At 37.2% G+C, this 16,750-nt stretch carries 13 protein-coding genes; 7 read left to right on the top strand and 6 right to left on the bottom strand.

Annotation, left to right across the window (positions count from 1 at the left end; all coding sequences use genetic code 11):
- Positions 1-113 precede the first annotated feature (113 nt).
- Complete coding sequence (locus ASU03_RS20580; protein WP_157465810.1) at positions 114-266, bottom strand: hypothetical protein; 153 nt, start codon at positions 264-266, stop codon at positions 114-116.
- A gap of 556 nt (positions 267-822) precedes the next feature.
- Between ASU03_RS20580 and istA the strand changes: the two genes are divergently transcribed.
- Together istA and istB are read left to right on the top strand one after the other, a co-directional pair.
- A complete protein-coding gene (gene istA / locus ASU03_RS04885; protein WP_057831001.1) occupies positions 823-2,367 on the top strand; it encodes an IS21 family transposase in 1,545 nt (514 codons plus the stop codon).
- Between the two features lie 30 nt (positions 2,368-2,397).
- Positions 2,398-3,162 (top strand): IS21-like element ISShfr5 family helper ATPase IstB, encoded by a 765-nt coding sequence (gene istB / locus ASU03_RS04880; protein WP_057830736.1) that lies wholly within the window; start codon positions 2,398-2,400, stop codon positions 3,160-3,162.
- Positions 3,163-3,226: 64 nt separating this feature from the next.
- Here istB and ASU03_RS04875 read toward each other — a convergent pair whose 3' ends face one another.
- Positions 3,227-3,493, bottom strand: a complete 267-nt coding sequence (locus ASU03_RS04875; RefSeq protein WP_057830735.1) for a hypothetical protein — start codon at positions 3,491-3,493, stop codon at positions 3,227-3,229.
- Positions 3,494-3,999: 506 nt separating this feature from the next.
- Between ASU03_RS04875 and mads1 the strand changes: the two genes are divergently transcribed.
- Genes mads1 through ASU03_RS04850 form a run of 5 tightly spaced genes read left to right on the top strand, consistent with a single transcriptional unit; the run spans position 4,000 to position 9,934 of the window.
- On the top strand, positions 4,000-4,173 hold the full coding sequence (mads1, locus tag ASU03_RS04870) for a methylation-associated defense system helix-turn-helix domain-containing protein MAD1 (protein WP_057830734.1): 174 nt from the start codon (positions 4,000-4,002) through the stop codon (positions 4,171-4,173).
- Positions 4,174-4,182: 9 nt separating this feature from the next.
- Positions 4,183-5,310 carry an MBL fold metallo-hydrolase gene (locus ASU03_RS04865; protein WP_057830733.1) on the top strand — a complete coding sequence of 376 codons (1,128 nt, stop codon included), beginning with the start codon at positions 4,183-4,185 and terminating at the stop codon, positions 5,308-5,310.
- Positions 5,307-6,761, top strand: a complete 1,455-nt coding sequence (locus ASU03_RS04860; protein WP_057830732.1) for a Hachiman antiphage defense system protein HamA — start codon at positions 5,307-5,309, stop codon at positions 6,759-6,761. Before ASU03_RS04865 ends, ASU03_RS04860 begins: the two co-directional genes overlap by 4 nt.
- Positions 6,755-8,932, top strand: a complete 2,178-nt coding sequence (locus ASU03_RS04855; protein ID WP_057830731.1) for a DEAD/DEAH box helicase — start codon at positions 6,755-6,757, stop codon at positions 8,930-8,932. The genes ASU03_RS04860 and ASU03_RS04855 overlap by 7 nt, the downstream gene beginning before the upstream one ends.
- A 24-nt stretch (positions 8,933-8,956) precedes the next feature.
- Positions 8,957-9,934 (top strand): hypothetical protein, encoded by a 978-nt coding sequence (locus tag ASU03_RS04850; protein ID WP_057830730.1) that lies wholly within the window; start codon positions 8,957-8,959, stop codon positions 9,932-9,934.
- Between the two features lie 185 nt (positions 9,935-10,119).
- On the opposite strand, the gene gcvP is transcribed toward ASU03_RS04850, so the two are convergent.
- The 4 genes from gcvP to ASU03_RS04830 form a co-directional block, all read right to left on the bottom strand.
- Positions 10,120-13,020 carry an aminomethyl-transferring glycine dehydrogenase gene (gcvP, locus tag ASU03_RS04845; RefSeq protein WP_057830729.1) on the bottom strand — a complete coding sequence of 967 codons (2,901 nt, stop codon included), beginning with the start codon at positions 13,018-13,020 and terminating at the stop codon, positions 10,120-10,122.
- Positions 13,021-13,297: 277 nt separating this feature from the next.
- On the bottom strand, positions 13,298-13,687 hold the full coding sequence (gene gcvH / locus ASU03_RS04840; protein ID WP_057830728.1) for a glycine cleavage system protein GcvH: 390 nt from the start codon (positions 13,685-13,687) through the stop codon (positions 13,298-13,300).
- 275 nt (positions 13,688-13,962) lie between these two features.
- On the bottom strand, positions 13,963-15,051 hold the full coding sequence (gene gcvT, locus ASU03_RS04835) for a glycine cleavage system aminomethyltransferase GcvT (protein ID WP_057830727.1): 1,089 nt from the start codon (positions 15,049-15,051) through the stop codon (positions 13,963-13,965).
- 355 nt (positions 15,052-15,406) lie between these two features.
- Positions 15,407-16,714 carry a UbiH/UbiF/VisC/COQ6 family ubiquinone biosynthesis hydroxylase gene (locus tag ASU03_RS04830; RefSeq protein WP_057830726.1) on the bottom strand — a complete coding sequence of 436 codons (1,308 nt, stop codon included), beginning with the start codon at positions 16,712-16,714 and terminating at the stop codon, positions 15,407-15,409.
- Positions 16,715-16,750 lie beyond the last annotated feature (36 nt).

Below are 16,750 nucleotides of genomic sequence, written 5' to 3'. Positions count from 1 at the left end.
CAACCAGTCTTAATTAATTGTTTTACCAACTTACTAATTTCTTTATCTTTACTGTATGCGTACATAATCAAAATAATGGACTAGGAAGTCAACAACTTCCCAGTCCAGACTCCTTAACCGTTTTTATTATTAGCGGCAGCACGAGCAGCTCTTGCAGCAAAGCCTTTAGTTGACACTTGACCGCCACCGGCTTTTGCCTCACTACTTTGAATGCGAGCAACTGCTTTTGTGGTCATAGGTGTTTGATTTGATTTTGGCTTAGACATGATTTTCTCCGAGATTTAATTAACCCGACATTGGGTGATATGTAATCTATAAAGAAAATTGATAGCCGTCAGTTACGTAACTGGCTGAGAAATTTTTATTTTTGTATTTTTAAAACTTTCTGAAAATTATTTGTTCAGATACATAGTAATAAATATAAATAAAGTTTATATTTATTACTCAAAAGCTTTAAGTAAAAGCGGCTTTATTCGGCTTCATAAAACTTTATACCTTCTACCCCATTTTGAATATCACCTAACCAAGCATGATAAATATCGGGACTTAAGTGAGGCTTTTTGACATTCGAATTTTGAAGTGATTCTTTAAGAGAACTAGCACTTGCATATTCTCATGCATCGCGATCACCTAATACCCTCTAAGCCGATCACCTAATACTATCCATCGCGATCACTCAATACCATCGATGCCGATCACTTTTCGGTCAAAAGGGTATTAAGTGATCGGCTTGAATAGTATCGTTCTATTTTTGTACTTTTTTGTCTAGCCAGTAGGTGTTTTTAACCGTTATTCTTTTCATTTTTGATGATGAGAATGACCATGCCAACGGCACCTATTTCAATGCGTAAACTTAAAGAGATTTTAAGACTAAAATACGGCTGTAAACTCAGTCATCGTCAGATAGCAAAAAGCTTATCTGTTTCACCTTCAATCGTGTCTAAATATGCCTGTAAATCAGCAGAGCTAGGCATCGCTTACTGGCCGCTTGATGAGAAGTGGGATGATCACTCTCTGCAACGAGCTTTCTTCAAAACAAAGCCTCGATTAAAGGGCTTTACCATTCCTGACTGGTCGTTAGTTCAGCAAGAGCTTCGACCCAAAACCATGACGTTATTGCTGCTTTGGCAAGAATACAAAGAACGGCACGCAGAAGGGTTTTACAGTTACACCCACTTCTGTCGCCAGTACAAGGTATGGCTTAAAGGCCAAAAACCATCGATGCGCCAAAATCATAAAGCAGGTGAAAAACTGTTTGTAGATTACTGTGGGCCAACCATGAATATTGTCGATGGCAGTACCGGGGAATGCCGCACGGCACAGGTGTTTGTCGCCGTTATGGGCGCATCTAATTACACCTATGCTGAAGCGACCTACAGCCAAAAACTCGAAGATTGGGTGATGAGTCATGCCCGTTGTTTTGAGTTTCTTGGTGGTGTGCCAGAGCTGGTGATCCCTGATAATTTAAAAAGTGCTGTAACCAAACCCTGCCGATATGAGCCTGATTTAAACCCAACCTATCAACAACTGGCGACACATTACGATACCGTCATTGTTCCTGCTAGACCTTATAAACCAAAGGATAAAGCCAAAGCTGAAGTGGGCGTGCAAATTGTTGAACGTTGGATCATGGCGCGGCTTCGCAATGAAACCTTCTTTAGCTTGCGCCAACTCAACTTAAAAATACAAGAACTACTTATCGATTTAAACCAGCGGCAAATGAAAAAGCACCCTGGTTCAAGGCTCAGTCAGTTTGAAGCCATTGATAAGCCTGCGTTAAAAACGCTACCTACGCAGGCTTACAGTTACACCTTGGTCAAACAAGTTAGCGTGCATATTGATTACCATGTTGAAGTTGAAAAACACTATTACTCAGTGCCGTATACCTTGATAAAAAAAAAGCTTGAAGCCCATGCGACAGGGCAATTGGTGACACTTTACCATCAAGGTGTTCAAGTCGCTGTTCACCCAAGATCCCACCGACAAGGTGCTCACACCACGCTTGATCTGCATATGCCAATCGCTCATCAAAAACAGCAGCAATGGACGCCACAACGCTTTGAACGTTGGGCAAGTAAATTCGGCGGTTCAACTGAGCAGTTTGTTATGCAACTGATGCAAGCTAAGAAGCATCCAGAGCAAAGCTACCGCGCTTGTATGGGCTTATTAAGTTTAGGTAAGAAGTTTACCGACCAACGACTAGAAGCCGCCTGTCATCGCGCCCTAGCCACAGGTGTTACTCGCGTTAAACAAGTGAAAACTATCTTAGAAAAAGGCTTAGATAAGCAACCCTTGCCACAAGCTCAAGGTGATTTATTGAGAGATATTGACCATCAAAATATCCGTGGAAACCACTATTACCATTAAACCCAATACCCATAAAACCAAGGAAACCCTATGCAAAATATAACTCAACAAGTGAATAGTCAATTAAGTAACTTAAAGCTAAGCGGCATACGTGATGCGCTACAGCAACAGTATGAACAGCCCAATCTATACGTAGAGCAGAGCTTTGAGGAGCGATTAAGCTTACTGCTTGATGTTGAGATAACACAACGCGATCAACGAAAAATTGAGCGCTTAACTCGACAAGCTAAATTCAGAGTTGGCGGCACGCTTAGCCAACTCAATTATGGTGCAGAGCGACAACTAGATAAAACCCAGATCCGCTCATTGGCACAAGGGGAATGGCTTCGCCTTCATCAAAATATCTTGATTACGGGAGCAACGGGTTGTGGCAAAACTTACCTTGCTTGCGCGCTTGGTCAAAACCACTGCCAACAAGGGAATAGCGTTTACTATTTTAGGCTCAAAGAGCTATTAGAAAAAATGTTTCTGGCACAGGCAGATGGCAGTTATCGCAAGCTAATTAACAAGCTTAGCTCGGCCAGTTTACTGATCTTAGATGATTGGGGATTAGAGCCATTAACGGCTCAACAACGCAGTGATTTATTGGAGTTAATTGATGCGAGATATGATACGAAATCGACCTTGATTGCCAGCCAATTACCGATAGAAAATTGGTATGAAATGATCGGAGAATCTACCCATGCAGATGCCATTCTAGATCGGCTTGTTCACGGGGCAATAAAGTTGGAATTAAAAGGTGAATCAATGCGAAAAAAACTAAATTCCTTGACTGATGGCGATCACTCAAGTTAGATTTTACTGAGGTCTACTGGCAGACAAAAAAGTGATCGGCTTGAATGGTATTGAGCGATCGGCATCATGGTATTACGCACTCTATATCCCAAAGAGGAAATTGCTCAAAATAGTCGATAACATTAGGTAGTGATTCATTATATATGCCTGACCGATATTCACCATCCGATAAAAAATGATGATTTCGCTTTGCTTTAATACCTTTTAAAAAATGCCTACGTGTTCCTTTGGGACCTGACCAAACTTTAATCAAAGGATCATACGTGCCATTGGAAAGTAACTTTAACCAAGCAGTAATAATTTTAGTGGCGTTATTAATTTTAACCTTCATGAAAAATTTCCAAAAAACGAAATAAAACAAAAAAACAAAGCTTCAAATCAAGACAAGAAAAAACCTCCTGCTTTTCAATGTTACAAACCAACTTATAGACATATTTAATTAACATAACTTAGATTCAACCATTAATTTCTTATCTATAGTTTAGCTCCTAAAATTTTCTCGTCAACCACAAAAATCATCGCAACCATTTGTTTAATAAGAATATATATTTTTGCTAATATTATGTACCTCGAAGATTTTTGACACTTTTATATATTTATTTGTATATTAATAATGGTTAAAGCAATGAATTAGAACGTAAAGCTTAAAACCGTCAATCGTAATGATGAAATTAGTTATATTTTCATTGATATAATTGCTAGCAATTTCTGACATAAAAGGCAGTTAAAATCATTTAAAAATATTTTTAGCCAATTCAGAAGCAATTCTTGTTTATTCCTCAATTTTCTCATATTATCGTATTAATCATTTTAAACATTTTGATGGTAGCAATAGATATGACAGACGAAATATTAACCATTAAAGAAATCGCTGAGTATTTAAAGCTCAATGAAAAAACTGCTTATCGACTTGCAAGTGAAGGTAAATTACCTGGATTTAAGGTTGGTGGTAGTTGGCGCTTTAAGCGTATAGATTTGGAAAAGTGGATAGAAGAGCAGAAAGATAAATAAGGATGTAAAATGAAAGTAAGGATGAATAAAGCTGCTAATGGTGATTGCTTTTTAGTGCAAACAAGACTTTCAAATCTGCTTATTGATGGAGGTACAGCCTCGTCATACAAAGGTTGGTCTGAATCCCTAGTTGATATAAGTGTAATAGACGCGCTATTTATTACTCATATTGACAGTGATCATACAAATGGAATTATCAAATTACTTGATGATAAAGCTTATAAAGATATCAACATTTCAAATGTATTTTTTAATGGTGTTAAACAAATAACACAAATGGACACTGAACTGGATTGTGATTACGGTGCTGATTACGATGCTATTACGAGTAACTTCTCTCAAGTGAAGAATACAGAAGTTAATATTGGCTTTTCAGAAGGGACATCATTATCTTACCTTATTGAAAAAAAAGGTTTTTCAATAAACAATATCAACAACTTAAAAGCAATTCATCAAGAGTCTTTTAACACGCCTATAAAAATAAAAGATATTTCAATTCAAATTTTAGGGCCATCATTAAAGTCGTTAAATAAATTAAAATTGCTTTGGCTAGACATTTTAGAAGAAAGAGGGATTCGCAAAAAAATAATTACCCGTAAACATGCAAAAGCATTTGAATCCTTCGTAAACTCTCTTTCTCAAACTCAAGATGAAGACACCAACATTTCAAGTAATAATACCTTTTGTATAGATGAGCTATGTGCCAAGGAATATGAACGAGATACTTCAATATCAAACGAAACAAGTTTTTCTTTTATTTTACGAAATAATGATAAATCAATACTTATGTTGGGTGACTCCCATATAGAAACGATCATTGAATGGATGGATTCCAATAAAATAGATATGTTACATGTTGATGCGATTAAAGTATCTCACCATGGCAGTAAACATAATATTAATTCAGAGTTTATAAAAAGAGTTGTATGTAATAAATATTTGATTAGTACAAATGGAAAGAAAAATCACCCTGATTTAGAAACGTTAGCAATTATTTCCAAGTATTCATCTAAACCTAATACTAATATATATATCAATTATGAAATCGAAAATATCCCAAATTCATTTATTAAAAGTTTAAGTGATTTACCTAACCCTGCATTTGTTCACTTCGATAAAGAAGAGGTCACAATATGAGTTGTGAAGAAATAAGTACTGAATTTCAAGTTGACTCTATTTTTATTTTAGAAGCGGCAGATGCAAATAATGAAAACATCAATAGAGGCACTTGTTTCGCTATATCAGAAAATTTAGTTTTAACGGCTAAGCACTTAATATCTAACCGTAATATTTTTCGTTGTTATTTAACAAGCGACGACTTTAAAAATAAACAATTTTCATATCTTGAAATAATAAAGCATGATTCAAGCTGGGATTTTGCAATATTGAGGTTATCAAACAAAAATTTATCTACGTTTATTCCTTTAGGTGATGTCAACATTCCACGATTAACTGCGGTTAAGAGTTGCGGTTATCCTATAGAAGCTGGTTATATCCACTCTCCAATAGATGTTTTCGTAACTAATGATTATTCAAATATTCAGACTCATGACTATAGCTTTGAGTTATCACAAGCCTTAAATGTTAATGATTACCAAGGAATGTCTGGCTCACCAGTTTTATATAAAGACCACTCAATAGGGGTATTAGTGGTGCAAAGGTCCTCAACTATTCTTAAAGTTATTTCAATTAAAGATATTGCACGAGAAATACCAGTTCTATTTGAAGAGCTAAATTTTCAAGCCATATCTAAAGATGAAATAGAATATTCACCTCCCTACCAGCCACCATCTCCTTTTTATACAAGAATTGACTGTAAAAATGATACCCCTAACATGATGGGCTTAGATATAGGCTTCGATCGCTCAATTTGGAGAGTTAATAATTTAATTGATCTATCAAAAGAGTGGATTGTCGATTACGCCCTCTCGGCTTCTGTAAAGAAAAGTTTAGAAAATAGAGTACATTCTCAAATGAAAGCCGCTTTAGAACTATTTAAGGAAGCCGACATCGATGTAATGAGTGATTTATTTCTTCACATAGCCATAAGAGAAAATCACAAAACCATTCCAATTGTAAATAAAGTTTTTAATACTCAAATAGGTTCTACTTTTTCATGTTCACATATAGTGTTAGAAAAAGGAAAAATTGAAATATGGTTGGGTGTATCCTCAATAAAAGACAATTTGAAAGATGCTACTAACAAAGCTATTGATAATATTAGTGCTCTTTTATCACATAAAGATATTGAAAAAAGGTTAATTCTAATAACAGAAGAAATGGATGACTCTTGGCCTTTTAAAGATAAGCTAAAAAAAATATCTGACAGTTCAACTCCAATATTTCAACGTTTTGATAAAATCGTTATTCCAATATTTATTACTCATGATAGTCAGTCAATACAGAACTATGATGAAAATAAATTTGAAAAAGATCTTAAAAAGGAAATGGATGAATGCAGGCTTATACTTCAACAAAAATTTTCCAATGAAATAATACAGCTACTTGATTTAAAAGTTTTTATTTTCCCAGTAAACAACACATTGGATCTATTTAGTCAGTTTAAGGAGGGGATATCTTTATGCTAGAAATGACTTTATCGAACTTTAAAGAAAACATTACAGACCCACAATTTGAAAGTTGGGAAAGTTTACTTATTAATCTAATAGACATTTATAACACCCATACCGTCAATAATGATATCCGTGATATTGTTTTAAGGTTATTAGAACGAAGAAAAGACTTAGGTAATACAACTAAACTATTAGACCTCCTAATTGGAGAGCTTGGCCTTTATCCATATCTACAAGAAAACATGTTGGATTTTAAGGATAAAATTAGACATACATTGTTTTCGGCACCAGAATCAGTTGATAAAACATTTCATATAAAACAAGCCGAAGTTTTTCATAAGTTAATGTCCGGTAAAAGTGTAGCACTTAGCGCTCCTACTAGTTTTGGAAAAAGCTTAATTATAGAGGCTATAATTGCCGATAATAAATTTGATAATATTGTAATAGTGGTTCCTACCATCGCCTTAATCGATGAACTAAAGAAAAAGCTCCATAAGTATAATGATAAGTACAAAATAGTAACTCAATCTAATCAAAAGGTAGCAGATCGTAATCTGTTTATTTATACACAAGAGAGAGTTATTGATTCAAAGAACCTTGAAAAAGTAGATTTTTTTGTCATAGACGAGTTTTATAAACTTTCTCCTACAAGTACAGATGATTACAGATGCGATCGTCTAAATTTAGCATTCCATAAATTACATAAACAGTGCCAGCACTTTTATATGCTAGGGCCGAATATAGCAGGTATATCAGAAGGTATTGAAAAAAGTTTAAACTGCAATCTAGTAAAGTATGACCACTTCAAAACAGTCTCAACCAATGAGTTTTATTACGAGATAAAAAGTACAGGCACAGATAAGATAAAAGATGAAGAAAGAGATATACATTTAGCCTCAATTCTAAACACTGTTGGGGCCGAGCAACAAACAGTCATATTTTGTAAATCACCAAAACGAGCAAACAATCTGATAAACAAAATTATTAACTTAGGAATTATTCAAAAATCGAAAAAGAATAGTGATTTATCTAATTGGTTAAAAGAAGTTTATCATCAAGACTGGAACCTTGCATCTGGCATTGAACATGGTGTAGCGTGCCACCATGCAAAATTGCCTCGCTCTCTAGGTTCATTAATTGTTGAAATGTTCAATAGCTCTAAGATTAACATTTTAGTATGCACTTCAACCCTGATTGAAGGAGTGAATACAAATGCCAGAAACATTATAATTTATGATGATTGTTTAACTGGTAATCAGAAGTTAGATACTTTCACTTTTAATAATATCTCTGGTAGAAGTGGGAGAATGTTTAAACATTATGTGGGGAATGTCTATATTCTAGGAGATAAGCCTCAAGAAGCACTTCCTTTCGTAGATATTCCAATTGTATCACAAAGTGATAACGCGTCAGACTCAATGTTATTGCAAATAAGTGAGGAGCTAGATGATGCAGGAAAACGTAAAATTGCTCGTTATACAAATCAAACTATTCTCCCTATTGCCCTATTGAATAAACACCAAGGGATCCCCCCAGAAAGACTTCTAGAATTTGCTGAAGTTTTTCTGGATAAATGCGGAAAATGGCACCGATTAATGAAGTGGACAGAAGCTTACCCTACAAAAAATCAACTAAACCATTTATGTGTACTTATGAAAGACTACTTTAAGGTAACAACAATGGGGTCAGGTTGTATCCGTTCAACTAAGCAATTGAATAGTCGAATTCGAGATATTATGAGGAACGTATCAGATAAAGATATGATTCTTGAAGAATATAACTATAGAAAGTCTAAAGATAGCAAATATACTGTAGACGATGCAGTACAAGTAATATTCGAATTTAAGCGTAATTTAGTAGGCTATAATCTCCCCAAAATAATATTTGCAATCAATGATATACAAAAATTAATTTTCGAACGGTTTTCTTATACACCTGGTGACTATAGTTCCTTTGCAGTTCACCTAGAATCTTTTTTTGAGTTACCTGCACTTAGTTATTTAGAGGAATACGGAATCCCTTTTTATATTTCCAAAAAAATAATCAATGATATCAAATTGAATGAGCAAGATGATCTTGACGATGTTATCCGCAAAATAAAAGAAAATATCGGTACAATTAGTAGAAATCAATCAATATCCAGTTTTGAGCATGAAATTTTAAACAATGCAATAAAGTACATGTAAAGCTTTATAAAGGAGTATATAAAAATGTCACAATGGCTTTTAGATAGATTACAAGAACAATCTAAGGAACTTTTACAACCACAATTTGCGTTTCAAGGGGCTATGAATTGGTTAAGATCATTATCTTTAATTATTGATAAACATCCGACTATTCAAGATGAAGCCAATAGTTTATATGGTGATATCACTACACGAGCACAGAACCGAGAACTTGATACAAAAGTATTCGATAATATTCACTTCGCTTTTCAGAATATAGCATCATTAAACGCATTAAATAACGATGTGGAATTTAAAAATGATATTTGTAATTCAGCTATAGTATGTTGGCATGATGCTATTGTTTTTTCAGCTAAAGCTATGCTATTTGCCTATTATGATGATGATCATAATATGGATGAGTTAAGTATGGTTAATAAGTTGTGGCAAGAATCAATTGTTACTAATGAACTTATCCCCTCTCCGTTTAATTTATCCATACCTACACTGGTAAAAAAAGAATCTGAAGCAATTATTAAAAGTTACAGAGGTTTAAATTCATATACTCTCGATAATACTATTCGTAATGAAACTATGGCCTATGGGGGCTTATGTTCATCCTTGAAAGGAACACATGGGTATGAATTATGGAAAGCCGAAGCACAAATTAAAGAAACAGACCACTTTAAATCACTGAAAGTCGATAACTTTAAAACAAAAATTGCACGAGAATATAGGGATACAATTCTATCAGAAGGTTGCGTTAATTTTCTTGTTCAAGCTAATCGTTTTAGAGGAAAATCAAACTATCGAGACTCAATATTTCTCACCTATGGTGAAAATAATTCAGAATCGCTCGACACTTTTATAAGTGACCTTTTAAAAGTATCAAAAGCATTTTTAAAGTGTGCATCTATCTACTGCTCAAAAAGAGTAGAGCCAGGGACATGGGATACTTTTGTGGATGACATAGAAGAAAATACTTGTTTGACCGTTGAGGTAGACATTATTAAACCAAATTAATGTTAAGAAATAGAAATACAGAGCATTTCAGCTAGCACTCAAGACCAATAAACAATTAAAAAAAAGACAAACATAAGTTTGTCTTTTTTTATCAGATTAATGTAGGTTAACCAACATCATTAAGATAACCATCTTCATTAAATCGTTAACCAACTTCATTAACGATCCTCACATCAGAAAAATGACTATTTATAACTCTCAACCGGAGGACATGAACATATTAAGTTTCTGTCACCATAAACATCATCAATACGGTTAACCGTTGGCCAGAATTTATCTTTCGCTACTGCTGGTACTGGGAATACTGCTTCTTGAATCGAATAAGCACGATCCCATGTATCAGTAATATCAGCTAAGGTATGTGGTGCATTATGTAGAGGATTATCTTCTAAGGTCCACTCACCTGACTCAACTTTACGCACTTCATCACGAATACAAGCCATCGCTTCGATGAAACGGTCGAGCTCAACTTTAGACTCTGATTCCGTCGGTTCAATCATGAACGTACCCGCTACTGGGAATGACATAGTAGGTGCGTGGAAACCGTAATCCATTAAGCGCTTGGCGATATCTACTTCAGTAATACCTGATTCTGCTTTTATTGGGCGTAAATCGATAATACATTCGTGCGCTACACGGCCATTAGGTCCAGTGTATAAAATTGGGTAATGTTGGCTAAGTTTAGTCGCTAAGTAGTTAGCGTTAGTGATAGCGTACTTAGTGGCGTCAGTAACGCCTTTTTTACCTAACATGGCAATGTATAGATAGGTGATACATAAGATACCGGCACTACCAAAGGGTGCTGCTGATACCGCGCCATTGCCTTTATTAGCTTCAGTGATATTCACTAAGGCATGATCAGGCAGGAAAGGTGCTAGGTGTGACTTAACACCGATAGGACCCATACCTGGACCACCGCCGCCGTGTGGAATAGCGAAAGTTTTGTGTAAGTTAAGATGCGAAACATCAGCGCCGATTGAACCAGGAGACGTTAAGCCTACTTGGGCGTTCATGTTCGCGCCATCAAGGTAAACTTGACCGCCATTGTCATGAATGATGTTACAAATTTCAGCAATGGTCGTTTCGTAAATACCATGAGTCGACGGGTACGTGATCATGATACAAGCAAGGTTATCGCGTAATTCTTCAGCTTTTGCGGTTAGGTCGGCCATATCAACATTGCCTTCTTTATCACAAGCTACCACCACAACTTTCATACCAACCATTTGAGCTGACGCTGGGTTAGTACCGTGTGCTGATGAAGGAATTAAACAGATGTTACGATGTGCATCACCACGGCTTTCGTGGTATTTAACAATAGCGATTAAACCAGCGTACTCACCTTGAGCGCCTGAGTTTGGTTGCATTGAGATGTTATCGTAACCGGTTAACTCAATTAACCAGTCGCCTAGTTGGTCAATCATTTTTTTGTAACCAACAACTTGGTCAGCTGGAGCAAACGGATGCATATTAGCAAATTCAGGCCATGTTACTGGGATCATCTGCGCGGTGGCATTTAACTTCATGGTACAAGAGCCCAATGAAATCATGGAATGGTTTAATGCTAAATCTTTATTCTCTAATCTTTTAATATAACGAAGCATTTCTGTTTCGCTATGGTATGAGTTAAATACTGGATGCGTTAAGATTTTAGACTCACGTACTAGTGATGCAGGAATAGAAGAATGACCACAGCTGACGATTTGCTCATCAAGGGCAGCAACCTCTAAACCATGACCTGCGCCTAATAAGACATCAAATAATGTCGCTACCTTGTCACGGGTAGTGGTTTCATCTAGAGAAACAGCAAGTTGACCATCAACATCAGTACGTAAGTTTAAGTCAGCAGCTAAAGCACGCGCAATGATTTCTGCTTTGTTAGCCGCTTCAACGTTAAAAGTTAAGGTATCGAAGTAGTTCGCGTGAACGGCTGTTAGCCCTTTAGTCGCTAACCCTAAAGATAAAATGTCAGTTAAACGGTGAATACGGTTAGCAATGGTTTTTAAACCTTGTGGACCGTGATAAACCGCGTAGAACGCTGCCATGTTGGCTAGTAATACTTGTGCGGTACAAATGTTTGAGTTGGCTTTTTCACGGCGAATATGTTGCTCGCGCGTTTGCATTGCCATACGTAAAGCAGGCTTATCACGAGTATCTTTAGATACACCAATAATACGGCCTGGTAGCGAACGTTTGTACTTGTCAGACGTAGTGAAGAATGCCGCGTGTGGACCACCGTAACCCATTGGTACACCAAAACGTTGGCTTGAACCAATAACAGCATCAGCGCCTAACTCACCTGGAGACTTCAACATGACTAAGCTCATCAGGTCGGCAGCAACAGCAACAATGGCTTTTTTCTGATGAATTTTAGCAATTAACTCGCTAATATCAGTTACTTCACCTGAAGCGCCTGGGTATTGAATTAGGGCACCAAAAATATCATGATCCGCAGCTTCATTAGCTGGTGCAATGATAATGTCAAAACCAAACATTTCAGCACGTTGTTTAACAACGTCGATGGTTTGTGGGAAAACATCTTCTGAGATAAAGAACAGGTTTGATTTTTTATTTTTAGAAACACGTTTGGCCAATGCCATGGCCTCAGCAGCTGCTGTGCCTTCATCTAACAATGAAGCAGAAGCGAGGTCTAAACCGGTAAGGTCGATACACATTTGTTGGTAGTTTAATAATGACTCTAAACGACCTTGAGCAATTTCTGGTTGATACGGCGTATACGCGGTATACCAACCTGGATTTTCCAATACGTTACGTAAAATAACGTTTGGCGTTAAGGTACCGTAGTAACCTAAACCAATATAAGTGTCGTTAACCTTGTTTAAGCTAGCAACCGCTTTTAAATCAGCGAGTGCTTGTACTTCGGTTTTGCTTTCTTCAATGTTTGGCAAATCAGCAAGGCGAATATCACTCGGCACGATTTCATCAATTAAGGCATCAACAGATTCTGCGCCAATGTCATTTAACATGGCTTGGGTTTGTGCTTCATCTGGACCAATGTGGCGACGGATAAAATCTTGAGTTTGCTCTAACTCAGATAATGAGTTAACAATTACTTTTGAAGTCATAACAGTTTCACTTAAATGTAGGTAAATTACGTAAGTTTAAAAAATATCAGCAAGCTTTAGCTTGGTGTAACAATACGATTTTCTTTTATGCTTTTTAGCATAAAAGAAAGCCTCATGTTCTTAAAAAAAGAAAGAGGCTTAAGAGTGCGATTATCGTAAGTAGTCTGATTTTAGACAAAGCAGTCAAGTGATGAGTTTTCTGAGCTTAGTGTACTAAGTGATGAAAACTCATTACGCTGACAATGCAGTATAAAATTTAGAATACGACCGATAAAAATTAGTCTGCGTCGATAGAGTTCTTATAACCTTCAGCATCAAGTAAGTTTTCTAACTCACTTGCATCGTCAAGTTTAACTTTAAATAGCCAACCGCCACCAAAAGCGTCAGAGTTAAGTAACTCTGGAGCATCTTCTAGTTCTTCGTTGATTGCAATAACGGTACCTGAAACAGGTGAGTAGATATCTGAAGCAGCTTTTACTGATTCTGCTACGGCAACATCATCGCCAACACTGATTGAATCATCAACATCGGGTAATTCAACAAATACCATGTCACCTAAAAGGTCTTGTGCGTGTTCAGTAATACCGATAGTAGCAGTACCGTCACTTTCAAGACGAACCCACTCGTGAGATGTTGCATATTTTAATTCTGAAGGAATGTTGCTCATTTTTATTTTTCCTATTTCACTTTATTAGTAAATTGATTCACTACTTAATTAGAAAGTAGATTAAATTTCTGTAATTTATATAGCACAAAAACCGCTAGATAATAATATTTATGTACTAGTTAACGCATCCTAAATAATAGTAATCACAGTGAAGCTGTCAAATTGCGAAGCGCTGAGCTTAGTTTACTAAGTGATTGCGCTGAGCTTAGTTTACTAAGTGGTTGCGCTGAGTCAATGCCGACAATAAAACTGCGGTTACTAGTATGACGGACGAATTAGAATACTTTTTTACCGTTACGAACAAAGCTTGGCTTAGTAACAGTAACTTTAACTAATTTCTTACGCATTTCAACTTCAACCACATCACCTATTTTTACGCTACGTGGCACACGCGCTAAAGCAACACTGTGACCTAGTGTCGGCGAGAAAGTACCTGAAGTGATGATGCCTTCGCCAGCTTCAGTAATAACTTTTTGCGCGGTACGCAAAACACCCTTCTCTTCCAGTACTAAACCAACCAACTTAGGTTGATCGCCAGCCGCTTTTTGTGCGGTTAATACCTCACGACCGATAAAGTCACGGTCTGTTGGTTCCCAGCTAATGGTCCAGGCCATGTTAGCTGCGATTGGCGAAACGCTTTCGTCCATATCTAAACCGTAAAGGTTCATGCCGGCTTCTAAACGTAAAGTATCACGGGCACCTAAACCACATGGCGCTACGCCTGCGTCTAATAATTTTTGCCAGAAATCTTCTGCAGCACTTTCAGGAAGGATAATTTCGTAACCAAGTTCACCGGTGTAACCGGTAGTGGCGATAAATAAATCACCTACTTGTACACCAAAAAATGGCTTCATGCCTTCAACAGCAGCACTTTCTTCAGCAGAAAGTAAAGTACCGACTTTAGCGATAGCTTCTGGGCCCTGTACGGCAATCATGCCAAACTCAGGACGTTCCGTAATAGTAATATCGAAACCTGTAGCTTGCTTAGTCATCCAAGCAAGATCTTTTTCACGGGTTGCAGAGTTAACCACTAATCGGTAGTTAGTGTCTGAGAAGAAGTAGATGATCAAATCATCAATCACGCCGCCTGCTTCATTTAACATGCCGGTGTATAGCGCTTTACCTGGGGTTGTTAACTTAGCAACATCATTAATCACTAAACGACGTAAAAAGGCTTTTGCATCTGTGCCTTGCACGTCAACAATGGTCATGTGTGAAACATCAAACATACCGGCATTTTTTCTTACCGCATGATGCTCTTCAATTTGAGAGCCATAGTTAATTGGCATTTCCCAGCCATAAAAATCAACCATTTTTGCGCCTGAAGCTAAATGCTTTGCATGTAATACTGTTTTATTAGTCATGTGTTCCACTCTAAGAATTGACAAAGTTGGCTAATTATAACTGTCACTTACCGTTGATTCAACAGTAAAAGTTACAATTTAAAAATATAAACCCGTGTTCTATGTAATATCGGAATTATATTTCAAAATCAAGCGTATTATGGAATATATCGCACTATTATCTTGATGTTCTAGCCACAGAACAAATAAAAGCCAATAATTATATATAGCCGATCTTCTTAAAAATGCCTGTTTCAGCATGGCTGAGCGACTCATATTCAAGTTGCCCCTTTTTTAATGTTTATGTCCTTGAAAAAGGGGCAACGCATAACATGACTTGCTTAACTAGGTAGTTTCATTACTTGTTAAAGCAGCGTTAAAGTGTGTCTTTATGATAGGCAAGATCGGGCAGATCTGCCTTGAGACCTAACGCTTGGGTAATCAGCAGGTGTTTAGCTGGCGAAAAGTTGTTGATAAGGTTCATACCAATACCTCTGAGTAATTTAAACGCGGATTGCTGCGGGGCAAAGGCTTGTTTAATGCCGGCCATGGCCGCAATCATTTCACTTGCTTCACTTTTACGCCAGCGAGAAAACGCTTTAAGGTCGGCGACATTAACCCATTGCGCATGGCTTTCATCATACTCACTAAGCTTGGCCGTTAAGGTTTGTGCTAAAGCGGCAGCATCAAGTAAACCTAAATTAACGCCCTGGCCAGCAAGTGGATGTATGGTATGAGCCGCATCACCAATAAGCACTACGCGGCCTTTAACAAAATCTTGTGCTAAACGCATGGTTAAGGGGTAAGTGAAGCGCTCGCTGACTAATTTAATATCACCTAATTTACCATCACTGGCTGCCGTTAATTCTTTAGCAAAATCACTGGCATCAAGCGCGGTTAAACGTTTAGCTTCATCCGGTGAGGTTGAATAAACAATAGAGCATAAAGTCCCGGCTAATGGTGCTGAAGGTTGCCCTGACTTTAGCGGTAAAAAGGCTAATGGCCCAGTCGGTAGAAATACTTGCCAAGCGGTGTTTTGATGACCTTGAGGACATTCAACTGTGGCAACAATGGCGTGGTGGTCGTAATCTTTAAAGATCATCGCCATAGCCATTTGTCGACGCACCCAGGAATTAGCGCCATCCGCACCAACAACCAATTTAGCAATAATAGGCGGCGTTGGCTTAGTAGCACTTTCATCAGCACTGTCATCAGCACTGTCATGAGCAAAAGTAGCAAATACTTCACTATCGCCATGACTAATGCTAGCTAATTTATTATCGGTAAAAAAGTGAATGCCTTCATCAAGCTCGGCTTGTTGCCATAACGCATGGCGAATAACTTTATTTTCAATGATCCAACCTAAGCTTTCTTCAGGTGGCCAGCGGGTACTGTCTTTTGCGGAAAAATCTAACTTACCTAGGCCGGCTTTATCCCAAATATGCATATGTTGATAATCTTGCACGCGGCTATGTTCAATGGCAGACCATACGCCTAGGTTAGTAAAGATATTTTTGCTGGCAACATTAATGGCGCTGACTCTAACATCGATGCTTTCATCAAGCTCAGTTACGGCTGAGCTATCTACCAAGGCAATTTTTAATTGGCTTGCTTGGCGCAGCGCTAATGCCAGGGTTAAACCCACCATGCCGGCACCGACAATTAACACATCAAATTTTTGCATGTATTTCTCTGGTTAAATTCAAGTAATGCCCATGGA

The organism is Colwellia sp. TT2012, assembly GCF_001440345.1.
Lineage (GTDB): Bacteria > Pseudomonadota > Gammaproteobacteria > Enterobacterales > Alteromonadaceae > Colwellia.
The sequence above is the reverse complement of the archived record's forward strand: the minus strand, read 5'-3'. Positions and strand labels throughout refer to the sequence as shown.